Annotated in this window: 24 protein-coding genes; 13 read left to right on the plus strand and 11 right to left on the minus strand. The window is 64.1% G+C overall.

All coding sequences use genetic code 11. The annotated features are described in order from the left end of the window. Nucleotides 1-76 precede the first annotated feature (76 nt). The 4 genes from glgX to OIT41_RS08955 all read right to left on the minus strand — a co-directional run bounded on the left by glgX (nt 77) and on the right by OIT41_RS08955 (nt 4661). The gene (gene glgX / locus OIT41_RS08935) at nt 77-2284 is read right to left on the minus strand and encodes a glycogen debranching protein GlgX (protein ID WP_264637848.1); all 2208 of its coding nucleotides are present in this window, start codon (nt 2282-2284) and stop codon (nt 77-79) included. A gap of 297 nt (nt 2285-2581) precedes the next feature. After that, on the minus strand, nt 2582-3571 hold the full coding sequence (locus OIT41_RS08945) for a serine/threonine-protein kinase (RefSeq protein WP_264637849.1): 990 nt from the start codon (nt 3569-3571) through the stop codon (nt 2582-2584). Continuing rightward, entirely contained in the window at nt 3568-4071 is a 504-nt protein-coding gene (locus OIT41_RS08950) for a hypothetical protein (protein WP_264637850.1), read from the minus strand. Before OIT41_RS08950 ends, OIT41_RS08945 begins: the two co-directional genes overlap by 4 nt. An 89-nt stretch (nt 4072-4160) precedes the next feature. Further along, nucleotides 4161-4661 (minus strand): MarR family winged helix-turn-helix transcriptional regulator, encoded by a 501-nt coding sequence (locus tag OIT41_RS08955; RefSeq protein WP_241708337.1) that lies wholly within the window; start codon nt 4659-4661, stop codon nt 4161-4163. Nucleotides 4662-4962: 301 nt separating this feature from the next. Here OIT41_RS08955 and OIT41_RS08960 point away from each other — a divergent pair, with 301 nt between their 5' ends. Then, nucleotides 4963-5541, plus strand: coding sequence for an SOUL family heme-binding protein (locus tag OIT41_RS08960; protein WP_264637851.1), 579 nt, complete (start codon nt 4963-4965; stop codon nt 5539-5541). 166 nt (nt 5542-5707) lie between these two features. On the opposite strand, the gene OIT41_RS08965 is transcribed toward OIT41_RS08960, so the two are convergent. From OIT41_RS08965 to OIT41_RS08975, 3 genes are all read right to left on the minus strand, one after another. Further along, complete coding sequence (locus OIT41_RS08965) at nt 5708-6061, minus strand: TraR/DksA family transcriptional regulator (protein ID WP_241708339.1); 354 nt, start codon at nt 6059-6061, stop codon at nt 5708-5710. Between the two features lie 157 nt (nt 6062-6218). Continuing rightward, a complete protein-coding gene (locus OIT41_RS08970) occupies nt 6219-7277 on the minus strand; it encodes an LLM class flavin-dependent oxidoreductase (protein ID WP_241708340.1) in 1059 nt (352 codons plus the stop codon). Between the two features lie 842 nt (nt 7278-8119). Next, nucleotides 8120-9025, minus strand: coding sequence for a LysR family transcriptional regulator (locus tag OIT41_RS08975; protein ID WP_241708341.1), 906 nt, complete (start codon nt 9023-9025; stop codon nt 8120-8122). A 161-nt stretch (nt 9026-9186) separates the two neighbouring features. On the opposite strand from OIT41_RS08975, the gene OIT41_RS08980 reads away from it, so the two are divergent. Both OIT41_RS08980 and OIT41_RS08985 read left to right on the plus strand, forming a co-directional pair. After that, on the plus strand, nt 9187-10254 hold the full coding sequence (locus tag OIT41_RS08980; protein ID WP_241708342.1) for a YeiH family protein: 1068 nt from the start codon (nt 9187-9189) through the stop codon (nt 10252-10254). 199 nt (nt 10255-10453) lie between these two features. Continuing rightward, nucleotides 10454-12148 (plus strand): SulP family inorganic anion transporter, encoded by a 1695-nt coding sequence (locus OIT41_RS08985; RefSeq protein WP_241708343.1) that lies wholly within the window; start codon nt 10454-10456, stop codon nt 12146-12148. Nucleotides 12149-12223: 75 nt separating this feature from the next. Here the strand turns inward: OIT41_RS08985 and OIT41_RS08990 are convergent, their stop codons facing one another. Further along, a complete protein-coding gene (locus tag OIT41_RS08990) occupies nt 12224-13084 on the minus strand; it encodes a universal stress protein (RefSeq protein ID WP_241708344.1) in 861 nt (286 codons plus the stop codon). A gap of 258 nt (nt 13085-13342) precedes the next feature. Here OIT41_RS08990 and OIT41_RS08995 point away from each other — a divergent pair, with 258 nt between their 5' ends. Next, nucleotides 13343-13813: a DUF805 domain-containing protein gene (locus tag OIT41_RS08995; RefSeq protein WP_372489651.1), complete on the plus strand. Its 471-nt coding sequence runs from the start codon at nt 13343-13345 to the stop codon at nt 13811-13813. Here OIT41_RS08995 and OIT41_RS09000 read toward each other — a convergent pair. The 3 genes from OIT41_RS09000 to OIT41_RS09010 are packed head-to-tail and all read right to left on the minus strand — an operon-like array spanning nt 13804 to nt 16911. Beyond that, nucleotides 13804-14307 carry a GbsR/MarR family transcriptional regulator gene (locus OIT41_RS09000; RefSeq protein WP_241708346.1) on the minus strand — a complete coding sequence of 168 codons (504 nt, stop codon included), beginning with the start codon at nt 14305-14307 and terminating at the stop codon, nt 13804-13806. The two genes, OIT41_RS08995 and OIT41_RS09000, sit on opposite strands and share 10 nt — an antisense overlap. Further along, on the minus strand, nt 14304-15926 hold the full coding sequence (locus tag OIT41_RS09005) for an ABC transporter permease (protein ID WP_241708347.1): 1623 nt from the start codon (nt 15924-15926) through the stop codon (nt 14304-14306). Before OIT41_RS09005 ends, OIT41_RS09000 begins: the two co-directional genes overlap by 4 nt. Nucleotide 15927: 1 nt before the next feature. Next, the gene (locus OIT41_RS09010; RefSeq protein WP_241708348.1) at nt 15928-16911 is read right to left on the minus strand and encodes an ABC transporter ATP-binding protein; all 984 of its coding nucleotides are present in this window, start codon (nt 16909-16911) and stop codon (nt 15928-15930) included. Between the two features lie 189 nt (nt 16912-17100). Here OIT41_RS09010 and OIT41_RS09015 point away from each other — a divergent pair, with 189 nt between their 5' ends. The 9 genes from OIT41_RS09015 to OIT41_RS09055 are packed head-to-tail and all read left to right on the plus strand — an operon-like array spanning nt 17101 to nt 24291. Continuing rightward, nucleotides 17101-17385, plus strand: a complete 285-nt coding sequence (locus tag OIT41_RS09015) for a hypothetical protein (protein ID WP_241708349.1) — start codon at nt 17101-17103, stop codon at nt 17383-17385. Next, on the plus strand, nt 17385-18320 hold the full coding sequence (locus OIT41_RS09020; protein ID WP_241708350.1) for an FAD:protein FMN transferase: 936 nt from the start codon (nt 17385-17387) through the stop codon (nt 18318-18320). The genes OIT41_RS09015 and OIT41_RS09020 overlap by 1 nt, the downstream gene beginning before the upstream one ends. Continuing rightward, entirely contained in the window at nt 18317-18886 is a 570-nt protein-coding gene (locus OIT41_RS09025; RefSeq protein WP_241708351.1) for a ferric reductase-like transmembrane domain-containing protein, read from the plus strand. The genes OIT41_RS09020 and OIT41_RS09025 overlap by 4 nt, the downstream gene beginning before the upstream one ends. Next, on the plus strand, nt 18883-20106 hold the full coding sequence (locus OIT41_RS09030) for an NADH-ubiquinone oxidoreductase-F iron-sulfur binding region domain-containing protein (protein WP_241708352.1): 1224 nt from the start codon (nt 18883-18885) through the stop codon (nt 20104-20106). Before OIT41_RS09025 ends, OIT41_RS09030 begins: the two co-directional genes overlap by 4 nt. Further along, on the plus strand, nt 20103-20327 hold the full coding sequence (locus OIT41_RS09035; protein WP_241708353.1) for a ferredoxin: 225 nt from the start codon (nt 20103-20105) through the stop codon (nt 20325-20327). The genes OIT41_RS09030 and OIT41_RS09035 overlap by 4 nt, the downstream gene beginning before the upstream one ends. Before the next feature lie 37 nt (nt 20328-20364). Then, a complete protein-coding gene (locus tag OIT41_RS09040) occupies nt 20365-21036 on the plus strand; it encodes a response regulator transcription factor (protein ID WP_241708354.1) in 672 nt (223 codons plus the stop codon). Further along, nucleotides 21033-22325, plus strand: coding sequence for a sensor histidine kinase (locus OIT41_RS09045; protein ID WP_241708355.1), 1293 nt, complete (start codon nt 21033-21035; stop codon nt 22323-22325). Before OIT41_RS09040 ends, OIT41_RS09045 begins: the two co-directional genes overlap by 4 nt. Nucleotides 22326-22384: 59 nt before the next feature. Beyond that, entirely contained in the window at nt 22385-23800 is a 1416-nt protein-coding gene (locus tag OIT41_RS09050) for a ferric reductase-like transmembrane domain-containing protein (RefSeq protein WP_241708356.1), read from the plus strand. After that, nucleotides 23797-24291 (plus strand): FMN-binding protein, encoded by a 495-nt coding sequence (locus OIT41_RS09055; protein ID WP_078105280.1) that lies wholly within the window; start codon nt 23797-23799, stop codon nt 24289-24291. The genes OIT41_RS09050 and OIT41_RS09055 overlap by 4 nt, the downstream gene beginning before the upstream one ends. Nucleotides 24292-24297 lie beyond the last annotated feature (6 nt).

Here is a 24297-nt window from a genome sequence, read left to right on the forward strand (position 1 = left end):
CTCTAGGGCGGCTTCAGGGGGGTGAGTAACTTTCACAGTCATTCCTCACCGTTTTCTCCCGGGCCGCGGTCTTGGGTTAGGGCACCGCCGGGACTGTGAGGGCTGCGGTTTCGGCAGTGACCGTATGGGTGAGCGCGGCGAGCGAGACGGCTACGGAGTGGTCGGGCTCTTCCTCCGGTGTGCTGTGGGCCCGGAGCACCACGAGCGACTTCGCCGCGAGGGACACAATGCCGTCTGCTTCAACGGGCCCCGAGTCGGCGCCCACCCCGGCTGTATCGATGAGGATGTCCCACGCCGGAGCATATTCATCCGGTGGAAGCACGAACTTTACTTCGTCGTCGTGGGCGTTGAAGTAGAGCAGGAAGTTGACGTCCGTGATGCGCCGGCCTTGGTTGTCCCGGCCGCGGATCCCGTCACCGTTGAGGAACACCCCTACGGAGCGTCCGAAACCGTTGTCCCAGTCCTCCGGCTGCATGAGGGCTCCCTCCGGGTCAAGCCAGACAATGTCCGGAAGCGGTTCTCCCTCGCTCCTGTGCACGGGCCTGCCGTCGAAGAAGCGGCTGCGCCGGAAGGTCGGATGCTTGGCGCGCAAGGCGCTGACCGCGGCCGTGAACTCCACCAGCGGCTGGTCCACGCTGTCCCAGTTGATCCACGTCAGCTCGGAGTCCTGGCAGTAACCGTTGTTGTTGCCCCGCTGCGTCCGGCCGAGCTCGTCACCATGCAGCAGCATCGGAACACCCTGGGACAACAGCATGGAGGCGATGAAGTTCCGCTGCTGGCGGGCACGCAGGCCCAGGACCTTCGGATCCTCCGTAGGCCCTTCAACACCGCAGTTCCAGGAACGGTTGTGCGATTCGCCGTCGTTGTTGCCTTCGCCGTTGGCCTCGTTGTGCTTCTCGTTGTAGGACACCAGGTCAGCCAAGGTGAAGCCGTCGTGGGCCGTGACGAAGTTGATGGAGGCCACCGGACGCCGCCCGGAATGCTCGTAAAGATCCGCCGAACCCGTCAACCTCGAGGCGAACTCGCCCAGGGTCGAAGGCTCGCCGCGCCAGAAGTCACGCACCGTGTCCCGGTACTTGCCGTTCCATTCCGTCCACTGCGGCGGGAAGTTGCCCACCTGGTAGCCGCCCGGACCCACGTCCCACGGCTCGGCGATCAGCTTGACCTGGGAGACCACCGGATCCTGCTGGATGAGTTCGAAGAACGTGGACAGCTTGTCCACGTCATAGAACTCACGGGCCAGCGTGGACGCCAGATCGAAGCGGAAACCATCCACATGCATTTCCGTGACCCAGTAACGCAGCGAATCCATCAGCAACTGCAACGAATGCGGACTGCGCACGTTCAACGAGTTGCCCGTACCCGTGTAGTCCATGTAATGCTTCTCGTCACCATCCATCAGACGGTAGTACGCGGAGTTGTCGATGCCCTTGAAGGACAGCGTCGGGCCCAAATGGTTGCCCTCGGCCGTGTGGTTGTACACCACGTCAAGAATGACCTCGATGCCGGCCCGGTGAAGGGAACGCACCATGGCCTTGAAGTCCTGGACCTGCTGGCCGGTATCGCCCTTGGAACTGTAGCTGTTGTGCGGGGCGAAGAACCCGATGGTGTTGTAACCCCAGTAATTGTTCAACCCCTTGTCCTGCAGGATGCCGTCGTTCGTGAACTGGTGCACCGGCATCAGCTCGATCGCCGTGACCCCGAGCTTCTGCAGATGGGAAATCACGGCCGGGTGGGCGACACCGGCATAGGTGCCGCGCTGTTCCTCCGGAACCTCCGGATGCAGCTGGGTCAGGCCCTTGACATGCGCCTCGTAAATCACGGACCGGTGATACGGGATCCGCGGAAGGTGGTCACCGTCCCAATCGAAGAACGGATTGATGACCACACCCAACATCATGTGGGGCGCGGAGTCCTTGTCGTTACGGGAGTCCGGATCACCCATGTTGTACGAGAAAAGCGCCGGATCCCAGTCGATCTGCCGGTGGATGGCCTTGGCGTAAGGATCCAGGAGGAGCTTGTTGGGATTGAACCGCTGCCCGGCGGCAGGATCATACGGACCATGCACCCGGTAGCCATACTTCTGTCCGGGCTGGACATGCGGAAGGTAGCAATGCCAAACATAGCCGTCCACCTCGCTGACGGTGTAGGAAACCTCTTCCCCGTCATCGTCGAAGAGACACAACTCCACCTTCTCCGCCTTCTCGCTGAACAACGCGAAGTTCGTTCCCGTGCCATCGAAAGTGGCACCCAACGGGTATGCGGATCCTGGCCAAACGTCCATTCGTGCTCCTATTGCTTGGTCAAACACGGAATCCGGCAGGAACCCACGCGCCTGCTCGGATCTGACCCGAATGCGGCCGGTGAGGGCGCCTTCTGTCCAAATTACTAAGCATACTTACCTTACACTGTGCGTGGATACTTCAGTCCGGGAACAGGCCGAACCCGTCACCCCGGCCGGCGACGTCCACTATCCCGGCCTGGTCCACCAGTGCGGCGACGATGCCAGCCAACAGGGTCGCGAGCCAGCCCCCCCCTTTGACTCCCGGGGGCTTGATTGCTTTCGCGATTGCTCGTTCGATCAGAGCGGGATTGGTCCAGCCGGTGGTTCCATGTGTCCTGCCTGTCTGGGCAGACGGAGTGGGTGGGTTCTGCGCGCCGGTGCCGGGTTGTATGTGTCTGTGCCGGTGGCCTCGCTAAGGCGCAGGATGATTCCGGCGGCTTTCCTGGCTGAGGGCCGTTTGAGAGGGTCGGGGTTTGTCATGTCGAGCAGTACCCTGGCCCAGCGCCTAGGCACGGTGCCGGGAACACGGGGCTCGCGCAAGGTCCTGGCGACCATCGTTTCCAAAGGTGTTCCCGGGTAGGTTTTGGTGCCGGTGAGGCATTCAAGAGCGACTAGCCCGGTGGCGTAGATGTCGCTTGCCGCGGTCGGCGGGTGGCCGCGGGCCTCTTCCGGGCTCAGGTAGTGAGGTGTTCCGGCGGATGGATACCGCGCGCGGCGTCTTCCGCTGGTCGCGATTCCGAAATCCGAGAGCTTCGCCGGGCCCGCCGTGTCGTTGCCGGATGAAGCGCCGATGAGGATATTTCCGGGCTTAACGTCGTTGTGAATGATGCGTCTGAGGTGTAGATGGGCCAGTCCTTCCAGGATATCGGCCACCCATTTCGCGACGGTTGGGGGGCAGGACGGGCCATTCTTGATGATTGACCGCAGGTCCCCGCCAGCCATTAGCTCCATCACCAAGTAGTCACGCCCCTCCCTGCCGCCCTCGGCAAGTTGGTGACGGCCGTGCCCGGCGACGCGGACAATATTCCGGTGCCGTAGCCGGCTGTGGAATTCGATCTCCCGCAGGAAAGGTTCTCCGCTGCGGGATCCCGCGGAACGGAATATCTTCAGTACCACAGAAGAGGCGTTCCAGGTATCAAAGGCCTCCAGGACGTCTGCTTCCGCTCCTCCGCCCAATGGCCGGCCAAGCCGGTAACGCCCGTCCCACAGGGAGGTCCGCGAAGAATGCACTGAGGATATTGCCGGGGGATATCTGGGTACCTGCTCTGCCGGCATCAGGACGCTCACCTGAGCAGGGTTTCGATCTTGGAACCGTTCAACCCGGACGCAAGCGCCAGTTCCCCGTACTCCACCCCCGAACCACGAGCCTGGTGCACCGCATGTTCCAGTGCCGCCCGCGCTGCCTCCATCTGCAGTTCCAGCGTCTGGACCCTGGCTGATGCCGATAACACGGCACCTAACAGATCACCGACCTCGGCAAAAATCCGCAACCCGCACCCGCAAGTCCATTCAGGCCACTCGGGTTCCACCGATATCCAGGCCTGCGGCGGAGTTCCTCCTGCGAGACTAAGCGTCATGGCACTCCCGCAGTGAGACGGCCTGTCGACCACCGGCGTTCCGGCGCCGTGTCCGTGCCCACCGTGCCCGTGAACGACGTATGCCTGATGGTCGAAACGGTCAGGGTCTTCGACCACCAGCGCGAGAACCTGATGGTCCGCCTCCGGCTGAGCCCCGATAGCCGGCGAATCCAGTTCGTCGCTGTCCGGGCTTTCCATAACTGCCGTCATAACAATCTCCTGGATAGTACATATAGCAAGTAGCTTGATGGACTATTTATAAGTGAGCTTACTAAGATTGTCCAGCCGGGGTCAGGAGCTTATTCGTCGATGGTGTCGACTGCTGTTTGCATGCGCCGCAGGAAGTCGATGATGACCCGGACTTCCCCGGCATCAAAGGAACGAGCCACTTCAATCATCCGGGAATGCATTCCACCCAAGGTGCTGCGCACTTCATGGTCGGATCCCGGGGTGGGGCGGAGGATCAGGGCCCGGCGATCGCTGGGATGGGGCTCGCGCCGGACATTTCCGGACGCCACGAGCCGGTCTATCAGTGCCGTCATCGAAGCGGAGGTGACGCCCAGCCAGGCTGCCAGTTCCTTGGGGCTGACGGCACGCTCTTGGTGTTCGGCTTCGAGCAGGTACCTTAACGCCAGTAAATCCGTCTCGCCCATCCCCATCGAGGTGCGGGTCCGTCGTCGCATCGCAGCCTCCGACGCCCGGTAGTCCCGGAGGGCGTTCAGCAGGTCAACCGGTCCCGGGTCGGCTTCTTCGGATTCGTACCAATAACCATCGTGAACCTTCCGCGTATCCTCGGCCACGTCATTCCCTTAAGTAGGTAGCTCGATCGTCTAACTATTTAATCGTACGACAAGCGTGTCACGGTCTTCTTGCTGCCGTTGGGGTTCTGGCTTGGATCGGCAGCCGACCGTTTGCGGTAGACCAGGGCAACCAGTCACGGCGAGGTGATATGAGCTGGCCGTGAAAGGGTCAGGGGTACGACGGTTTGTTTCCCGATCGGCGCGGGTCGGATGAAGCCTCAGGGCAAGAAAACCACCCGAATATTCACCACCCTTAGGAACCTTCATGGCTTGAGCAACGCCGCCGGAGTACCGTGATGCCATGACGGCGCAGCAGCCCTATCAGATTGTGCGAAGCTACGACGATTTTGAGGTTCGAAAGTATCCCGAACACCTACTGGCCGAGGTCATTGTGGAAGGCACTTTTGAAGAGGCCGGCAACCGTGCGTTCCGTTACCTGTTTTCCTATATCAGCGGAGAGAACCGCTCCAAGCAGAAAGTAGCGATGACAGCGCCGGTGGTTCAGGACGCGGCTTCTGAAAAGATCGCGATGACTGCTCCGGTCGTGCAGCAGGGAATCGAAAGGCAGCCGGGTGAGGAGCGGAAATTCCGGATTGCTTTTGTTCTGCCGGAAGGCTTCACCATCGAGAACGCGCCCGTCCCCACCGACCCGAATGTGCACTTGCGGACAGTTCCCGAAAGCCTTGCCGCGGCGATCCGTTACAGCGGGCGCTGGAGTGCGGTGAGCTATCAGCGCCATCTTGAGAAGCTAAGAAGCGCTTTGAAGGCGGCTGGACTCACCCCTGCCGGGACTCCGCGATTCGCGCGGTTTGATCCACCGTTCAAGCCATGGTTCATGCGACGCAACGAGATAGTCATTGACCTGAAGACCCCTGGCTGAGCGGGTCAGGGGAATGTCCCCGTTCGTTCTTTGTGTCAGGACCCTGGTGTCCGGTACATATGTGCTCGTCTGCGGTTGCTACCTCGCGGCCCAGACAAGCGTCCAAGGCGGCAGGGAAATGATCTGTGCGTTGATGTGGCGCATTCCTTGAATTATTCGCCTTGGCTTAGCCCTGACCGGACGCGTGCTCTATGCAATACGGAGTCCAAGGCCTTGCTTCCAGGCGACCCTCCGCGATGGGCTTGCCGCACACGGCGCACAGTCCGTAACTTCCGCTGGCAATCCGCAGCAAAGCGGCCTCGATCTGTTCCAGGCCCACACGGCTCTGCTCCATGAGTGCGGAAGCCTGGGAAAGTTCGAAGGCGATCGTGCTCCCTTCCGGATCGTGTTCGTCGTCGACGTTCGCGTCCTGCCTGGCGACGTTTACCGACGTGATGTCCCCAAGGAGGGCTTTCAAGAGCGCAACCTTGCGGTCACGTTCCTCCTCAAGGAGTACTCGGAACCGCTTCGCATCGACCATGGGACGAAAGGCTACCGCACAGTTGAGCTCCTGCTGGTTGTCGTAGTTCGGGTCCGTAGTGCTCAAAATCCGGCGCGGGGTGCCGGTGTGTGGGATCCGGTGCAGCGCACACCGTCCCAGGAATGCTCAACATGTGATCGATTGCCGGCTGTGACGCCTACCGCGGGTCGGGCCGGGCTTCGGTTGGAGTCCATCCCAGAGCTGGACCGAGTTTGGTGGCGATGTCGGTGAGGATCTGGATGTAATCCTCGTGGTCGAAGCTGAAGGGCAGCGCAAACGCCACCTCGTCGACTTCTCGAAATCCTGCGTGTGCGTATAGCTGCTCGGCGATCTCGTCGCTGGTACCGATCAGATCCGCGGCGAACAGCATGCCCCTTGCCCCTTGCGGCGCCTGCGTGCGGGGGGTGCGTTCATCGACATACCGCCGGTATTTGTCCCGCTGACCCGGCGAAGCGGAATCAGTTGGGATCACCACCAGGCCCTGCGACACACGGGCCTGTCCGTGGGCCGGGGCTGACGATTCAGCGGCTTCACGGAAGGCGCGAATCTGCGACTGCTGGATTCGGGCAAAGTCCGGTTCTTGATCCGCTTCCGGAAAGATGACGCTGCTGGAGAGCAGATTGAACCCGTTTGCCCCGGCCCAGACGGCCGACTTCCTGCTGGCCGCCCCATACCAAAGGCGATCCCGGAGCCCGGCAGAGTGCGGCTCGACGCGGTTGGAGAATTCCTCGACTACACCCTGCCTGCCGGAAAAGTCCCGCACCTTTTCCCCCGCGATCAGACGGGCAAATCGGTTCAGGCGCCCGTAGCTGAAATCCTCCAGCTCGGAGGAATCCGGGTACAGCTCGTGCTTCACTGTGTCGTAGTGCATCGGTTCACCCACGCTCAGCCCCGGATTGATGCGTCCCCCGGCGAGCAGATCCACGGTGGCCAGGTCTTCGGCAAGGCGCAAGGGGTTTTCCCAGCCCAGCGGGGTTACCGCGGTTCCAAGCTCGATCCGTGAGGTGCGCTGGCTGGCGGCGGCCATTATCGCGATGGGGGAGGAGATTCCGAACTGCAGGTGACGGTGCCGCAGCCACGCGCTGTCGAATCCGAGGCGTTCGCCAAGTTCGATGATCTGTAGTGTGGATTCGTGGCCCGAGGCGGGATCCGCCGGATCGAAAAGGCCGATGGTGAGGAATCCAAGTTTGCGTAAGGGACGTGAGGTGTCGGGCATGGCTTCCTTCAGGATCGGATTCGGCTGATCTCAGAATATGCGCCGGGACCTGCGGGTTCGTCTGACAATGGCGGGAGGTTACCCTTCGTGTCGGCTGTGGTGAGTGGTGCCATGTCGCCGGCATCGAACGCCTGCCGGAGACGGAGTTCCCTTCACAGGGTGCCCGGGAACCGTCTTTGGACAGCGGTTGGAACTCCTGCGTCATGGTCGAACCGAAGCGCCAAATGGAGTTGGACCGGAACCACATCGCGCACAGCGCTGGACGGATCAGCGAGTCCGTAAACGGCGAGTCGCAGTGTTGTGCCCGGGAAGCGCAAGCTGAAAGTTTGCGCATGTTTTCCTTCGACATATCCGGGCATGACGAAGGAGATCCGGTGCGGAAAGATCGTAGGTCCGGCCGATTCGGGCTGTCGTCCATCCTGGTTGGCGTCGGCACTGTTCTCCGCCTAGGCGCATTCGGTTCCGCGATCACCGCAGGACCGGCACTGGGCGCGGTGAGGACCGCGACCGTGCCGGTGGGCGAGACGGTGATCGGATGGGCGTCCAGCCCGAGAGCTACTTCCAGTCAGCGGGCCGATCCTTGAGTCGGCGGATGCGTTGGAGCGATGGCCGTCGACATGCTCAGGGCAACGAAGAACTTCCTTGAAACCCCGGCAGTCTCCTCGAGTGCCTGCTGCGAAATGCCGCATTCCTGGCGACGCGCTGGAACCCGGTTCGAACCCACCTCGGGCACAGCGTTTTGGCAACAAGCGGCCGAGATCCTATCGCCGGCCTCGGACAGGCGCAGGTGTGCTCTGACTGCGGCGCAGCACGTGAAGGTTCCCGAGCGTTGTTTCCGAGGTTTAGTTTCGGGATGTTCTTGGGCTACGAACGAGCCGCACGAGCTCTGCTTCTGGACCTGATAGTTGACGGGGGCCGTTCCACACCGCACGCAGCGCCCGATGAAGGACAAGGTCCTGGACGGGGACGATCTTTAGTTCCCCGGTGTTTACTTGGTCTGCCACTGCAAGGGTGCTCATCACTGAAGGACCCATGCCGGCCAAAACGCTTGTACGGATGGCGGCCGCGCTGCCAAGTTCCAGCAAGGGAGCCGCACGCGGGTACTCGGCCAATGCGAGGTCAAGCGTGATCCGGGTGCCAGACCCCGGTTCGCGGACCAGCAATGATGTTGATGCCAGCTCGGCAATGGAGATTGGCTCCCGCCGTCGGGTCCACGGGTGTTTGGGGTGGACGACGACGACGAGTTCGTCGCGCGCCACGGTGAGGCTGTGCAGGGTGCGGGGGATGGTTGGGGATTCCACGAAGCCGATATCGCAGGCTCCGCTGGTCACATCCTCGAAAACCTGCGCGGAATTGTGGACAAGCAGGTGTATTCGCACTTCGGGGTGCAGCCTTCCAAAGGTGCCAAGCCAACCGGGTACCAGGTGCTCGGCGACAGTCATGCTTGCGGATACCGTCAGTGCGGTCCGTCTCTCGGCGCGCAGGGAATCGGTGGCCTGCAACATCTGCCGTGTTTCCGCAAGGATTCTACGCGCCCAGTGGGCCACGACTGTGCCTTGGGGGGTGAGCGTGGAGCCTGTTGGACTGCGCTGCAGCAGGGTCATGCCCAGCTGGCGCTCCATCACCCTGATCGATCGGCTCGCGTTGGGTTGGGCAAGGCCAGCTTGCCGGCTGGCTGCGCTGAGGCTTCCGTAATCATCCACGCCAACCACTAGTTCGAGCACGGTCAGATCGGGCCACTTTGCCATGCGCAAAGCATATAACAGGGAGAATAGTGATGCGATATTGATATATCGCTATGCCAAGAAAGCGGCTATCCCAGCACATGATCCGGGCCGAGAATTGGGGGAGAGGAGGAGATCCAGCCAGGGCCTGGCGCACGCCGGCTCCGGGAGGATCACAGACAAGCATGAGACTAGACGTTGCCACACCCCTAAAGGACGCACGGCAGGGTGCGCTGCTTCCCCGGGGTTTGCGGTACAAATCGTTGCCCGGACTGGCGGCGTCCGCGGCCGCTGTCGTCGTCGCGTGGCTGATCCATTCGACCGTCCCGGTGATGCCCTTCCTGACGGTGTCAGTGATTCTGGGAATTCTTTGTGCGAATCTCCCCGGGATCAGTACGGCCGTGGAAGGAGTCCTGCAGCCAGGCCTGGTGCTTTCCGCCAAGCGGTTCATGCGGTTGGGCATTGTCCTGCTGGGGCTCAAACTCAGCCTTCTCGATGTGGCTGCGCTCGGCTGGAAGACGCTGGCGATCGTGGTTGGCATCGTGCTGCTGACCTTCATGGGAACGCTGCTCCTGGGCAAGGCGCTGAAACTTCCCGGCGATCAGCCCCTGCTTCTGGCCACGGGATTTTCCATCTGTGGGGCCTCCGCCATCGGCGCCATGAGCGGGGTCACCAAAACGGATCACCGCGACACCGTCGTTCCAATCGCCCTCGTGACGCTGTGCGGAACGCTGGCGATCGCGATCCTTCCCGCGCTCAAGGGTCCCCTTGGCTTGGATACTGTCCAGTTCGGCTATTGGGTGGGAGCAAGCGTCCACGATGTGGGGCAGGTCGTGGCAACGGCGCAGACGGCGGGCCCGGCTTCCCTTGCCGTCGCGCTCATCGTCAAGCTCACCCGTGTGCTGATGCTTGCTCCGATGGTCACCGGAGCTGCCCTCGTGGGACGCTTCCGCCGCCGTCGGACGGCAAACGGCGCAGGGGATACCGGCATCAAGCTTCCTCCGCTGATTCCGTTCTTCGTGGCGGGGTTCATGGCGATGATCATTCTGCGGACGCTCGGCATCCTGCCGCCTGTTGTCCTGGAAGCTGCCGGCACGGTCCAGGACCTGCTGCTCGCAGCAGCCCTGTTCGGGCTTGGCGCATCAGTGCAGGTCCGGGCCCTGCTCCAGACCAGCGGCAGGGCCATCATGGCAGCGATGCTCTCCTGGGGTCTGATCGCAGCGCTGGCATTCGCCGGCGTGCACATCATCTAGGGCAGGCCGCCACCCAGCCCGACGGCGAACAGCGGCATTGACCCACGAGCTTGCAGTGTCCACACCTACGTCTGCTCCATGGAAGTGCCGATGTGATGATGTGCGGACCTGTCCATCGGCATGGTTTCTGCGTGCCGGCCGTCTTCGCGGCCACCGATCATGGATGGCGGGCAAGGGCATGATGGGACATGATCGGAATATGCGCCCATCCGGAACGTATCCATTCTGGGCGGTCCCGCCAGCCCTTCGCGGCTACAGGATCGAGTGGCTGCGCCACGATCTGGCGGCCGGCGCCGCTCTCTTCGCGATCTTGGTCCCTGCGGGAATGGCGTATGCCCAGGCGGCCGGTCTTCCACCGGTGAACGGTCTGTACGCCACGGTCGTGCCCTTGATTGCCTACGCGGTGTTCGGGCCATCGCGTGTGATGGTGTTGGGGCCGGATTCCGCGCTTGCCCCTTTGATCGCTGCAGCCTTGGTTCCACTGGCCAGGGATAGCCAGCAGAAATCCGTTGCGCTCGCGGGCCTCCTGGCCATGCTGATCGGCGGCATTTTGCTGTTCGGGGCGGCGCTGAGGCTGGGAATCGTCACGGGACTGTTGTCGAAGCCCATCCGGCTCGGCTATCTCAACGGGATCGCATTGCTGGTAGCCGTGTCCCAGCTTCCCACCTTCCTGGGGATTTCCGTGGACGGGGGCACCCCTTGGGAAAGACTCATCGCCGTCGTGCCGAAGGTGTTTGCCGGCGAAGCCAGTGTGACGGCACTGCTGCTCGGCGTGGTCTCGCTGGTGCTCATCTTGATTCCCCGCTGGCTGAAATGGAAAGTTCCGGGTGTGCTTGTTGCGGTTGTTGTGGCCTGCATGGCAGTTGCCCTGCTGGGACTCCACGGGCGTTTGCAGGTCACCGGCGCCCTCCCTCGGGGCCTCCCTGCGCCGGCCCTGGGCGGAATTGGCTGGCCTGACGTGCTGGCGCTTTTGCCCGCCGCCGCGGCGATCGCCCTCATCGTCTTCGTTGATACCGGAACACTGTCCCAATCCTTGGCGGCCGCAGAGGGGAGCAAAGTATCCGGCAACCATGAAATGGCAGCCTTGGGTGCGGCGAACGCTGCCAGCGGGCTACTGGGCGGCTTCCCCGTGTCGGCCAGCACCTCCCGCACCCCGGTGGCAGTCGAGTCCGGCGCAAAGTCCCAGCTCACAGGGGTAGTAGGTGCAGTGCTCGTGCTCGGATTCATGCTCGTGGCGCCGGGCGTCACGGACTTCCTGCCCGCAGCAACCCTTGCAGCCATTGTCATCGCTGCCGCCTCAGGTATAGCCGACCCAGGTGGTGTGCGACGGCTTATCGGCATGAGCCGCAGCGAATCGTTGGTGATGCTCGCGGCATTTCTGGGGGTCACCATACTTGGCGTCCTCCCGGGCATCGCCGTTGCCATCGGCTTGGCCCTGTTGGATTTCCTGCGGCGAGCCTGGGACCCCTACCGCACTGAACTGGTCGACGTGCCCGGGGTGCCGGGGTACCACGACGTGAGCCGTCATCCGGAAGGGGAACGCATCCCCGGTCTGTTGATCCTGCGCTTCGACGCACCGCTGTTCTTTGGCAACGGAGCCTTGCTGGGGTCATTCGTACGCAACGAACTGGACAAGGCGGCGGACGGCATAGAGCGCGTGGTGCTGGCAGCAGAACCCGTGACGGGGATCGACACGACGGCACTGGACGAGTTGGTGGAGCTTGACGAATGGCTGGACCGGCGCGGCGTGGACTTGGTGTTCGCCGAGCTCAAAGGCCCGGTCAAAGACAAATTGCTGCAATACGGCATGGGCTCGCGTTTCTCCTCCGAGCATTTCCACCCAACGGTGAGCGAAGCAGTGAGGGCGTTCCAACGCGGGAAGGGGGAGGGATAGTCGCCTCCTTGGCGTTCGGAGGACCAGGAGGAAACGGGAAGCGGCTCGGCGGTTGGTAGTGACTGGGCTGGATGTCTAACCCGTGAGTTTCGCCCGTCGTACGCGGGTAATGACGGTTGGGCAGGGCAGGGATCTGAGTACGGTGTGGGCGGTCGATCCCATGAGGAGGCGTTTGAAGCTGCCTCTTCCGCGGCTTCCCAGTACCAGCATGGTGGCGTTGGCTGCGGCTTCCGTGAGTGCTTCCGCTGGTTCGTTGTTGGATACCAGAACCTGGTGGACAATCAGGTCGGGGTAGTTTTCGGCCAGACCGGCGACGGTTTCGGCGAGGACGATTCGTTCTTCTTCCAGGATGTCCTCGGCGACGTCGGCCGCTGGCATGGCGCGGTGGATGAGCGGCGGCGCGGGGACGGCGTGAACTACTGTCAGGTCCTGGTTGTCCCTGTCCGCTTCGGCGGCGGCGAAGGAAACTGCTTGCGTTGATTCTTCGGAACCGTCAGCGCCGACCACGATGCCGCGGCGCTCTGTCATGTTCTGTTCCCCGACTACTGCCACAGGGCACTGGGCGACGGCGGCGATCTGCAGTGCCCTGTCAGCGACGGGTCCTCCGGGCCAGTTGTGCCCGGTTCCGATGACTACCATCGAGGCTCCTTTGGATTGCTTCCTGAGTGCCTGCCCGGGGCTGCCGGGGAACAGCACGGTTTTTAACTGAACCGATGGCTCCAATTCGCCGGCATATGCTGCGGTTTTGCTCAGCAGTTCGTTTGCTGCGGCCTTGGTCACCTCGCTGGAATGGGCTGATTCGTCGAGCCATCGAGTGTCGACGGCGTGAACGAGCAGCACCGGGAGTTTCCGTCGTGCCGCCCGGTTCATTGCCCAAGCCAGCGCGGCCCGGCTCGCCTGGGTGTCAACGACGCCGACAACGATTGGTTTTTTCATGACTTTGTCCGCCTCCATGAAATGTGGCTCCCGCGTTCCGGGTGCTTTACGCACCATCCTCTGCTCGTTTGGTCCAGCCCGGCAGGGCCGGAAGTCCCGTTAGCGACGCTCGTGACGCCGCCGGGGCCAGGGACCGACTGCGCCCGCGGATCCTAGGCGGTGTCACCTGTCCCAGGCGGGGCTTTGTGCCCTGTTCGGACAGGCGGGACACGGCCTAGCATTCCGGTGTCGAATAGTCTGCATGGAAGGGCTTGAATGATGTCCGGCTATCAGCCCCAGAATCTTCCCCCGGGTGAAGTCCCGCTTGAATTGCCTTACTACGGAGCCCCGCCGGTCGAGGCCGTTAAACGATTCTGGAAAAAGTACGCAATCTTCCACGGCCGCGCTAGCCGCAGTGAGTATTGGTGGTGGTTCCTCGCCTCTGCCATTGTCTCCGGGGTCATCAATGCGGCCGGTGCTACAGGAAACGGCAACACCGGCACCTCGACGGCCCTTGGCGGCCTGTGGTTCCTGGCGACGGTTGTGCCTTCACTTGCCTTGGGCGCACGGCGCCTCCACGACGCGAATCTTAGTGCGCTCTTCTTGTTGCTCGCTCTGGTTCCGGTGCTCGGATGGATTGCGTTGCTCGTGTTTGTGCTCCTGCCGGCCAATCCCAGGGGTCAGCGCTTCGACCGATGGGTGCAGGCATATCCGCCGAACCCTCCGCAGCCGTATCCGCCTCAGGCTTGAAGCCCAGGCGGAGTCGGAGCGGCCTGGACCTTGACCCGCATGTGCTCCCACTCATCGAGGAGCGCAGGCAGCCTGGTCATGAGGAACCGGTAGAAGGCGCCCATCTCGCTCACCCTCGTCCTCGCCGGCGATCCTTCCGGGAGGCTTGACGCTGTGGAGTCGGCGAGCTCAGCCAGGCGCTGGTACACGGGGTTCTGCCGCAGGGAGGCGACGTACCACGCATTGGCGGGGAGGGCATAGCGGTCGCGCCTGCTGCCAGGCTGCGAGACCCGGTGGACGAAACCGACAGTTTGCAAGTACCGCACGGCGCCGGATACCGCGGCGGCGCTCGCGCCCAGTATCTCGGAGAGCTCGGCCGCGGTCAGCGAACCGTCGTCGGAGACTACAAGGGCCATAAGGGAACGGGCCGGCATCTTGGGGATTCCGGCGGCCGTAAGCACCGCGGCGGACGTCTCGGCGGCGTCGGGCATCCGGGCGATGCCGGAGTCTGTCATGCCGTGCCCACCTCCCGGCGGCGCACAGCCGCAAGCGCGAGCGCCGTGACCACGACGGCGATGCCGAGCATCCAGAAACCGCCACTCCAGTCGGTTCCGGTGCTTGTGGTGACGGGGGTGTGGGTGAAGGGTGAAAGGTCCCGGATCCTCTGGTCGAGGCCGAGCATGCCACCGTAGACGCCGAGGACAACGCCGATGCCCAGGAGCGCCCAGCCGGCAGGGATGGTGGCCCGGGGCCAGACGACGAAGACTGCGGCGGGCAGGGCGAGGTAGATGAGTGCTGCCGGGAGCTGGTCGACGGCAGTTTGCCAGACCTCGCCTGCGGAGCCTGAGGTATCTCCGGACGCAACGAGGGAGGCCCATGCTCCGACGGCGGTGAACGCCATCACCAGCACCACCGAGACCGTGCCGAGTCCGAGGAAGCTGCCCAGCCAGCGCATCCGGCCCACGGATCCGGCCACGACGGGCTCGGCAGTTCCGGCCGCCTCTTCCTGGCGCAGGCGCAGGACGGCCTGGAGGCCGCACGCCGCGGCAAGGATCCCGGCTACCTCGAACAGGGCAGCGACGAGGAGCTGGGTCATGGATGTGCCCTGTGCCTCGATCATGCCGCGAAGCACGGCCGTGATTTGGGGGTTGGAGGTGATCGAGGACTGGATCGCGGCCCCGAGCGAGCCTGTGAGGAGGCCCGTGGCAAGGCCGCCGATGCACCAGCCGATGATCGCGCCCTCCTGGAGGCGCAGAGCGAGGGAGAAGCTCCCGCGCAGCCAGGGCCGGGCGTTGGCGCGTCCGGATCGTCCGGCGAGTACGCTCGCACCGACGTCACGGCGGGCCATGAGGGCTACGACGACGGCGGTGCAAGCCGCCCCAAGCGCGAGTGGCAGGAGCAGCGGCCACCATCGGTTGCCCGTGTAGGCGAAGGTCTGCTGGCCCCAGCCGATGGGGGAGACCCAACTGGGCCACGCCGCCGTCATGGTCATTCCGTCGGGACTGACCTGTCCGGTCGCGTCGCCGAAGCCGCGCAGCAGGTATGCAACCATCACGAGCGCCGAAGAAATGCCGTTGGCTCCCCGCGATGTACTGAAGAACTCCGAGGCCAACAGGCCCACGCCGAGGAAGGCGAAGCCCACGGCGCCCGTGGCGAGACCGGCCACAAGTGAACCCGCGGGGTCAAGCCCGCCGGCGATGAAGCCGAGAGCAGTGGCCATGGCGACGACCACATTGGCCACCATGGCGTGAAGGACGGTCGCCCCGAGGGGGGCCCACCGCCCTGCGGCGGTGGCGGAGACGATCTCGGCCCGGCCCGACTCCTCTTCGGCCCTGGTGTGGCGGACGGCCATGAACGTATTCATGAGTCCCGCAAGGAGGGCCAGGAACGCGAAAATCTCGAAGAACGTGAACGAATCGAGCGCCGGGCCGCGCGGGAGGCCGCGCAGCACGAGGATCGCGGGCGCCGCGGTCGCGAGCTGCAGCACCTGCGCGCGCGTAGCGTCGTCGCCGAAGGACTTCGCTATGGCCGCGACGGCGAGCAGTGCGAGCCCGCCGATCGAGAGGATCCAGACGATGATCTGCCAGCGGTCCCGGCGCAAGCGCTGCCGGTACAGGATCCACAGCGCGCCCATCTCAGGCTCCCGCCGCGGCGGCTCGATGGCGTCGGTGATGGGTGCCGCCGTCGTCCGCAATCTGCGGGACGGTCTGGGCGACGGTGTCGCCATAGTGGCGCAGGAACAGCTCTTCGAGCGACGGAGGCGCGACGAGCAGGCCTTTGACCCCGAGCGTACCGAGAAGGGGCAGCACCTCGTGGACGCGGTCGGAATCGGCGCCGAACTTGACGCGCCCCTCAACCACGGTGAGGTCGTGGACCTGCGACAGTGCGGCGAGGGCATGGGTGTCCACGCTGTCCTGCGCGAAGGAAACCTCCGTGCGGGTGAGGTGGCGCAGCGCATCGAGCGTGCCGCCGTCGACGATCCGGCCGGCGCGGATGATGCTGACGCGGTCGGCGAGCTGCTCGACTTCGGAGAGGATGTGGCTTGAGAGCAGGACTGTCGCGCCGTTCTCGCGCACGATCCGACGGATTTCTCGAGTGAAGGCGGCCTCCATGAGCGGGTCAAGGCCGCTCGTCGGCTCGTCGAGGAGATACAGCTCAGCGTCTATGACGAGGGCGGAGATGAGCGCGACCTTCTGGCGGTTTCCCTTCGAATACGCGCGGCCCTTCTTGCCCGGGTCGAAGTCGAAGAGTTCGCAGAGGTGATGTTTGCGCTCCTTGTAGGCGGCGTGGTCCACAGCGCCGTCGCGGAGGCGGGAGAGGAGGTCGATGGCCTCTCCGCCGGAGAGGTTGGGCCAGAGGCTCACGTCTCCCGGGATGCTCGCGACGCGGCGGTGGAGTTCGACGGCGTCCGCCCACGGATTCATGCCCAGGACGCTCGCGCTGCCCGACGACTGCCGGGCCAGACCGAGGAGGATGCGTAGCGTGGTGGTTTTTCCCGCGCCGTTCGGCCCGAGGAAGCCGTGGATCTCGCCTTTGTGGACCTCGAGGTCGAGGCCGTCGAGCGCTTTGACGCGCCCGAAGTTCTTGTGCAAGTCGACAGTCTGGATGACGGTGTCCATGACCACAAACGTACGCAGTTTTCACAAAATCTTGAATGATCCAAAGGCCCTTGTTTTCCGGCGCGGTTCGTGCATGGGGTTCAGCATTTCCACACAGCTTCTACACAGGAAACGCTTAGCCGAGGCCAACTCTGGCGCTCCTAGAATTAACACAGCGACATCGGTCAAGCACCAGCCAAGGAGGCTGCCATGAACTCCAGGGAAAGTGGCCACAGGATCGCCCGTCAAGTGACATCGTGGGTGGGTGCCGCGAGCGTGGCCGGCGCCGTGGTCGTCGGTGCGGCCGTCTCGGCTCCGGCCGCGGCAGGCAATACCTCTTCGGGCAATACCTCTTCCGGCGACACGTCTTCCGGCAATACGGGGCAGTCCACCACTCCAAACTATGGCCCGCGCCACCACTACTCATCCACCTCGCCGGTGCAGCCCCTCGGGCCCGGATCAACCGCCCCGCAGGGCCGATCGTCAGGATCCTGATGGTAACGGCGGCGCGGCGCTGGGAGCTATGGGGCACCGAGGCATGTGTCATCGTCACCGAGCCATCGATGCTTGACCGGGCCGTCGATCTATGTCGGGACGTCTGCCACGGCGTTGAGATGGCGTGCAGCCGTTTCCGCGACGATTCGGAACTCATGATCCTCGGCAGCCGGCTATCCGAGGGGCAGGAAATCAGCGACGTACTCGCGGCGATCGTCCGCAGCGCATTGGCTGCTGCGGAAATGACCGACGGGGATGTGGACCCGACAATCGGGAGCGCGCTGCTTGGACTCGGGTATGACCGCGACTTCGCCCTTCTCGACGTGCCCAGGAACCGGGCGGCGGAGCCGCAGGGATCACTTGCCGTGACAACAGTTGCCCCGGCCTGGACCCGCATAGGACTTGCCGGAAACAGGCTTGAAGTGCCCAAGGGCCTCATGCTTGACTTTGGTGCGATCGGCAAAGCCTTGGCGGCCGACTGGGCCGCGCACCGGATTTCGTCAACGCTTGGCTGCGGTTCGATGGTGAGCCTGGGCGGCGATCTGGCCACCGCAGGGGAGGCGCCCCCGGAGGGGTGGGTGGTGCTGGTCCAGGATTTGCCGGACGATCCTTCGGGGTGCGTCCGGCTGCGCTCCGGCTACGCGGTGGCCACATCAAGTACGCAAAAGCGCCGATGGAGCCATTCCGGCCGACAAGTCCACCACATCATCGACCCGCACACGGGATTGCCGGCGGAAGCCTTCTGGAGGACGGTGACGGTGGCGGCGAAAAGCTGCGCGGAAGCCAATACAATCTCCACCGCATGCGTGGTGCGGGGCCGCCGCGCGCCGTCGTGGTTGCGGGACTTAGGCGTGCCTGCCCGCTTGGTTGACAGTGCAGGCAGGGTATCCACCTGCGGTGGCTGGCCTCCGGACGAGATGGCGGGTCAATCATGAACGCCGTCTTCGATCAGGCTCTTTGGGCTGTGGGCCGAGGCTCCGGCGTGGTGGCCCTCGTGCTCCTGACACTTTCCGTCCTGCTGGGAATTGGCGTCCGCTCCGGGCGGGCTGTCGTGGGGATCCCGCGGTTTGCGGTCACGTTGGTGCACCGCAATGTCTCACTCTTTTCGCTCTTGTTTGTTGTGGTCCATGTTGTGTCCTTGCTCTTTGATCCATTCGCCCAACTGAGGCTGGTGGATTTCTTCGTTCCCTTCCTGGGCGCATATCAGCCGTTCTGGCTCGGACTTGGGACGATCGCCTTCGATCTCCTGATCGTCGTGACGATCACCGCTTTGCTTCGCAACAAGATCGGTCCCAGGGCGTTCAAGGCCGTGCACTGGCTGGTCTATGCGATGTGGCCCGTTTCGGTGCTTCATGCCATCGGAAACGGCACGAACGGCCGCGAACCCTGGTTCCTCGTCCTTGCGGTGCTGTGCCTGCTGGCAGTGGGAGGGGCCATCGCGTGGAGGTTGCACGAAGACTTTGTCGAATACCGGAACGTGCGCAGCCAGGACACCCGATGACGTCGGACCAGAGCACCATAAGCCGCCGGGACCATGTTGCCGGTCCGGGCGGCGCAACACGATTGTTTGCCGCCGGTTCAGCCGATTTGGCAAGCCACGAGGCTGTCTTTGGTCCGCTTCCGGCAATGGACCTGGCTCCGTTGATCGACGAACTGTTGCAGTCCGGGCTGGATGGCCGCGGAGGGGCAGGGTTTGCGGCTTGGCAGAAGCTGGCGTCGGTCCCCGCAGGTGGACGGCGGCCGGTCGTCGTCGCCAACGGCGCGGAAGGCGAACCGTTGAGCCAGAAGGACGCAGCCCTGCTGCACAACGCCCCCCATTTGGTGATCGACGGCATCCTGATCGCAGGCCGGAGCCTTGGCGCCAGGGAATTGCATTTGTATGCCGGCGCGGAGCAGCTGGTTCCCGTCGCCCGCGCTTTGGAAGAGCGCCGGGAGGCCCGTATACGCCTGCACGAAGCACCGGATACGTTTATCTCCGGAGAAGCGACTGCGGCTGTCAGTGCTATTTCCGGGGGCCCGGCTATCCCGCGCGACCGAACAAGGCGCCTGAGCGACAGCGGACTGAATGGGCGGCCGACCCTGGTCCACAACGTGGAGACACTGGCGCATCTCGCTCTGATCTCCCGCTTCGGTTCTGCGTGGTTCCGCGGCGTCGGAACCGGCTCTGCACCCGGGTCCAGACTCATCACCCTGTCCGGGAACGCGGCCGGACCAAGAGTCTACGAGATCCCGACCGGCGTGCGCCTGACGGAGGTCCTCCTGGGTACCGGCATCGAGCTGCCCTCTGTCCGCGCTGCTCTTGTGGGCGGGTACCACGGCACGTGGCTCGCCGCGGACCAGATCGACGTACCGTTCTCAAAGGAAGGGCTGGCCCCTGTGGGTGCCAGGACAGGTGCGGGGATCGTCATGACGCTGGGGTCCGGGTCCTGTGGCCTCGCGGCTACCGCTGACATTCTGGCCTACTTGGCCGGCCAGTCGGCGCGCCAGTGTGGTCCTTGCACCAACGGCCTTCCCGCCATCGCAAGGCTGTTCGCGCGCCTGGCTTACGGTGACACCACCGGGAAGCTTCCGCAGGAGATCCGCCGGCTCGCTGTTCTCGTGACCGGCCGGGGCAGCTGCGCCCATCTGGACGGGACAGCACGGCTTGCCTCCAGTGCCCTGATGGCTTTTGCCTCCGACGTCGAAGCACACCTGCGCGGGCGATGCGAGGCGCTGCGATGACCGGGGGAAAGGTGCCCCGCACCACAATGCACATCGACTGGACCCGTTGCGACGGCCGGGGCCTGTGCATCGAATTGCTTCCGGAACTGCTCACCCGAGACGATTGGGGATACCCGCTCGGCCGTGGCGGCTCCGAAATCGCCATCCCCCGGAACCTGGAAGACGCGGCCCGGGACGCAGTGGCGCTGTGCCCGACGCAAGCGCTCAGCCTGCACCAATGACGCCGTTGGCCCCAGCTCCGCCGCCTATACTCCGACTATGAATGAGATGAAGCCGCGCGTTCTTTTGGTCGAGGATGACGTGGAGCTTCGGGCGATGTTGGAGGAGTTGCTGCTCGGCGAGGGCTACGAAGTGTCCAGCGCTTCGGATGGACAGAAAGGCCTCCACCTCGCGCTGACCGGGGAGTTCGACGTCCTGGTTCTAGACCGGGGCCTCCCGGTCATGGACGGGTTGAACCTGTTGACGAAACTGCGCAGGGAGGGCGTCGAGACGGTTGCGCTCATTTTGTCCGCATTGGGCAATCCTGCGGACAGGGTCGAGGGGCTCGACGCCGGTGCGGAGGACTACCTGTCGAAGCCGTTCGACGTCGAGGAACTTTTGGCCCGGCTGCGTGCCTTGCGACGGCGGCATATCGCCACCGCGACGACCCTGCGGATCAGTGGTGGTCATTTTGACCTCGAAGCGCGCAGCGTGACCCGCTCTGATGGTTCCGTCGTGGTGCTGTCCGAACGGGAAAGCGCCTTGCTGGAGGAGCTGGCACGCTGGCCGAACCGGGTCTTCGGGCGTGGCGAGATCCTTGAATACGTCTTCCCGAACGCCGAGGAGGCAGGGGTGGTCGATACGTATGTCCATTACCTCCGGCGGAAGCTGGGACGGGGGAGCGTGCGGACGGTTCATGGCGTCGGCTACAGGATCGGCACGCTCGCATGAAGGGCCAAGCCGAGGACGAACTGCAGCGTTCCTCTTGGCGGCTGGCCCTGCAGACCGGAGCTTTGTTGGTGCTGCTTTTGGTGGCGATTGCCGGATCGGTACTTTTGATTGTCAGCACGAGCCAGGCCAGCGCAGCCCAACGCCTCCTGACCACCGCCACCGAGCACGTGGACTCGATCGTTGACGCCCCCGCCGGAACCTGGCTCGCGATCTCCAACCAGGGCGTGTTGACGGTGTCCCCCGGGATGCCCTCCGGACTGCCGGACCTCAAGGCCATCGAGGCGGTCGCCGCCAGCGGAGACGCCGCCCAGGAGGACGTTTCCATAGCTGGCCGCCCGTACACCGTCCGGACCGCCGATTCCGGAAGTCGGGTAGTCCAGGCAGTGTTCGATCGCCACGAGAATCTGGAGGAATTGAATCGGCTGGGCCTGGCCCTGTTGTTGACGTGCGGCGGAGCGGTGGTGTTGGCGAGCCTTCTGGCGGTGTGGCTGGCCCGGCGAGCCATGCGGCCCATGGCCGAGGCCCTCGACCGGCAGCGGCGATTCGTCGCAGATGCAAGCCACGAACTGCGCACGCCGCTGACCCTGCTGAGTATGCGGGCGCAAATGCTGCGGCGCCGTGTGGCATCTTCTCCGCTGCAGGAACCGCCGGCAAGCATCGAGGCGGACGTGGATGCCATGGTTGAAGATTCGCGCTCACTGACCCGTCTGCTCGAAGACCTGCTCATCTCGGCGGATTCACGGAGGATCGAGCTCACGGAGATCGACGTCGTGGCACTGGCGGACGACGTCGTCGAGTCGTTTTCCGTCTCCGCCGCGCGTCGCGGTGTCACCGTTGAACGAAGTGGACTAACCGGGCCGCTGGGAATCATTGCCGCTCCAACGGCGCTGCGCCGGCTTTTCGTGGCGTTACTGGACAACGCCGTCCGTTTCGCCCGGGAAAGGGTGGACGTGGCGGTAACGGCAGACGCGAGGACCCTGGTCATCACGGTCCGCGATGACGGGCCCGGATTTGCCGACGATGTCCGGCCACGGGCCTTCGAGCGATTCGCAACCGCGCCGCCAGCCGACGCCGCTCCGGAGGACGGCACCGCGGCGCGCCACTATGGTCTCGGACTCGCCCTCGTGGCTGAAGTGGCCGCGCAGCACGGCGGCCGGGCGGAAATCGCTGCGCAACCGTCCGGAGCGGCAGTCGTGGTGCATCTGCCGATCCGAAGGAACCAAGGGAACTCTCCAGCAGCCGGTTCCTGGTTACGCGCCTTTGTTTCCAGGGTTCGAAGAATGTTCTAAGAACCCGAACCTAGCATTGCGAGCATGAGCAGACCATGGGGCGCCCGCGGAGGTAGCAGATGACGGCCCGGGCCGGAGCGACGGACCGGACGACCACCCAGCGGCGGATGCCACAACGGGCGCGTTATCTGCGGCGGGCACGCCTGGCGGACTTCTTGGAAACCATCGTCTGGTTGTCGGTCGCCCTCGTACTGGCACTGTTCCTGGCGGACAGCGGATTGGTGGAGTTCAAGACCGTCCCGGGCGCCTTTACCGCCGTCGGCATCATTGCGGGGCTCGTAGGAACCGACCTGATGCTGATCCAACTCCTCCTTGCGGCGCGGCTCCCGGTCATTGACCGGGCCTTTGGCCACGACCGGGCCTTGTTGGTCCACCAGCGCTTGGGCAAGCCCGTCTTCTACCTCATTTCCTCACATGTGCTGCTGCTCTGGGTCGGCTACGCGCTGACGTCGCGATTGAACGTGTTTGCGGAGATATGGGACATGTTCATCTCGCTGCCTGACATGAAAGTCGCCTACCTGGGGTACGCGCTGTTAGCCATCGTCGTGATCACCTCACTGGTACTTGTCCGGCGGAAGTTTTCCTACGAGGCATGGCATGTTGTCCACTTCCTTGCATATGGCGCCGTTCTTGCCGCCCTGCCGCACCAGTTCAGCACCGGGCAATTGTTCGCGGACGGAACCTGGGCGCGCTACTACTGGCTCACGCTCTACCTCGGGGTCGCGGCGGCTCTGCTGGTCTATCGGTTCATCATTCCCGTGGTGCGGACTCTGCGGCACGACCTTCGGGTGAGCAACATCGTCACCGAGGCGCCGGGCGTGTACTCCATCGAGATGACCGGACGATCGCTTGCGGACCTTCGGGTCCGCGGCGGCCAATTCTTCATCTGGCGCTTCTGGTCACGCGGGCTCTGGTGGCACGCCCACCCCTTCTCGCTCTCGGCGGCCCCCGGGGTCCTTCGTCTCAAAGTCACCGTTCGTGAGCTGGGAGGCGGAACCGCCGAATTGAGTGCTCTCCCGATCGGCACCAGGGTAAGCATCGAAGGACCCTACGGACTCTTCACAGACCGGGCCCGGACTACCCGGCGGGCTGTTGCGGTCGCGGCCGGCATCGGAATTACGCCCATCATCTCCTTGCTGGAGCAGGGCGACTTTGCTCCCGGCGAGATGACGGTGATCGTCAGGGCGCCGGACGAGAAGGGTCTGTACCTCTACCGCGAGCTCCAGAAACTGTGTGTCAAGAAATCTGCAACGCTCTACGTCCTGTTGGGGCGTCGGCCGAAAAGGGGCCACGACAGCTGGCTTCCGGCCCGCGAGGCCAGCCACCGCATGAGCCTGTCCACGATCGTCCCCCATGTGCGGGACGCCGACGTGTTCGTGTGCGGGCCGAGCGACTGGACAGACCTGGTGGTTGAGGACGCAAGACGCGCGGGCGTGCCCCGGTTCCGCATCCACTACGAAAGGTTCAGCTGGTGAGGGCCCGTAGCGCCGTACTGGCCGGCCTCGCTTCCGCCGCCGTCCTCCTGATCGGGTGGCATGCCGGAAACCAAGCTGATTCCGCATCCAGCCGCACCACAACGAAGGCGGCCAATCCGCCGTCGGGCACCGGAACGCTTTCCGGGCCGGGCAGCCCGACGGCGGGAAGCACCAGCGCCGGTCCCGCGGGCCCGGTCGCTTCCGGTGCGAAAGATGGAACCTTCGACGGCAGCCAGATCCAGACCCGGTATGGCACGGTGCAAGTCCAGGCCGTGATATCCGGCGGCAAGATCGCCGACGTGGTGCCGCTGCAGCTCACCGACGTCGGGTCCCTGTCCGGTGAAATCGACCAGCAGGCCGTGCCGATGCTCAAATCCGAGGTGCTATCGAGCCAATCAACAAACGTGGACACAGTGGGAGGGGCTACCTACACGAGCGAGGGCTACCTCAGCTCGTTGCAGGCGGCGCTCGACGCAGCGAACTTCAAGTGAACGCGC

The sequence above is a fragment of the Arthrobacter sp. YA7-1 genome (assembly GCF_025960325.1).
GTDB classification, from domain to species: Bacteria; Actinomycetota; Actinomycetes; order Actinomycetales; family Micrococcaceae; genus Arthrobacter; species Arthrobacter bambusae_A.

Excerpts from the sequence above, each read along its gene's own strand:
- OIT41_RS08995 (WP_372489651.1), top strand. The coding sequence starts at position 13,343 with ATGTCCGGCTATCAGCCCCAGAATCTTCCCCCGGGTGAAGTCCCGCTT.
- OIT41_RS08965 (WP_241708339.1), bottom strand. The coding sequence starts at position 6,061 with ATGGTCGATGCGAAGCGGTTCCGAGTACTCCTTGAGGAGGAACGTGAC.
- OIT41_RS09035 (WP_241708353.1), top strand. The coding sequence starts at position 20,103 with ATGACCGGGGGAAAGGTGCCCCGCACCACAATGCACATCGACTGGACC.
- OIT41_RS09010 (WP_241708348.1), bottom strand. The coding sequence starts at position 16,911 with ATGGACACCGTCATCCAGACTGTCGACTTGCACAAGAACTTCGGGCGC.
- OIT41_RS08970 (WP_241708340.1), bottom strand. The coding sequence starts at position 7,277 with ATGCCCGACACCTCACGTCCCTTACGCAAACTTGGATTCCTCACCATC.
- OIT41_RS08985 (WP_241708343.1), top strand. The coding sequence starts at position 10,454 with ATGCGCCCATCCGGAACGTATCCATTCTGGGCGGTCCCGCCAGCCCTT.
- OIT41_RS09030 (WP_241708352.1), top strand. The coding sequence starts at position 18,883 with ATGACGTCGGACCAGAGCACCATAAGCCGCCGGGACCATGTTGCCGGT.
- OIT41_RS09040 (WP_241708354.1), top strand. The coding sequence starts at position 20,365 with ATGAATGAGATGAAGCCGCGCGTTCTTTTGGTCGAGGATGACGTGGAG.
- glgX (WP_264637848.1), bottom strand. The coding sequence starts at position 2,284 with ATGGACGTTTGGCCAGGATCCGCATACCCGTTGGGTGCCACTTTCGAT.
- OIT41_RS08990 (WP_241708344.1), bottom strand. The coding sequence starts at position 13,084 with ATGAAAAAACCAATCGTTGTCGGCGTCGTTGACACCCAGGCGAGCCGG.
- OIT41_RS09000 (WP_241708346.1), bottom strand. The coding sequence starts at position 14,307 with ATGACAGACTCCGGCATCGCCCGGATGCCCGACGCCGCCGAGACGTCC.
- OIT41_RS09015 (WP_241708349.1), top strand. The coding sequence starts at position 17,101 with ATGAACTCCAGGGAAAGTGGCCACAGGATCGCCCGTCAAGTGACATCG.
- OIT41_RS09050 (WP_241708356.1), top strand. The coding sequence starts at position 22,385 with ATGACGGCCCGGGCCGGAGCGACGGACCGGACGACCACCCAGCGGCGG.
- OIT41_RS08975 (WP_241708341.1), bottom strand. The coding sequence starts at position 9,025 with ATGGCAAAGTGGCCCGATCTGACCGTGCTCGAACTAGTGGTTGGCGTG.
- OIT41_RS09005 (WP_241708347.1), bottom strand. The coding sequence starts at position 15,926 with ATGGGCGCGCTGTGGATCCTGTACCGGCAGCGCTTGCGCCGGGACCGC.
- OIT41_RS08960 (WP_264637851.1), top strand. The coding sequence starts at position 4,963 with ATGACGGCGCAGCAGCCCTATCAGATTGTGCGAAGCTACGACGATTTT.
- OIT41_RS09045 (WP_241708355.1), top strand. The coding sequence starts at position 21,033 with ATGAAGGGCCAAGCCGAGGACGAACTGCAGCGTTCCTCTTGGCGGCTG.
- OIT41_RS09020 (WP_241708350.1), top strand. The coding sequence starts at position 17,385 with ATGGTAACGGCGGCGCGGCGCTGGGAGCTATGGGGCACCGAGGCATGT.
- OIT41_RS08980 (WP_241708342.1), top strand. The coding sequence starts at position 9,187 with ATGAGACTAGACGTTGCCACACCCCTAAAGGACGCACGGCAGGGTGCG.
- OIT41_RS09025 (WP_241708351.1), top strand. The coding sequence starts at position 18,317 with ATGAACGCCGTCTTCGATCAGGCTCTTTGGGCTGTGGGCCGAGGCTCC.
- OIT41_RS08950 (WP_264637850.1), bottom strand. The coding sequence starts at position 4,071 with ATGACGGCAGTTATGGAAAGCCCGGACAGCGACGAACTGGATTCGCCG.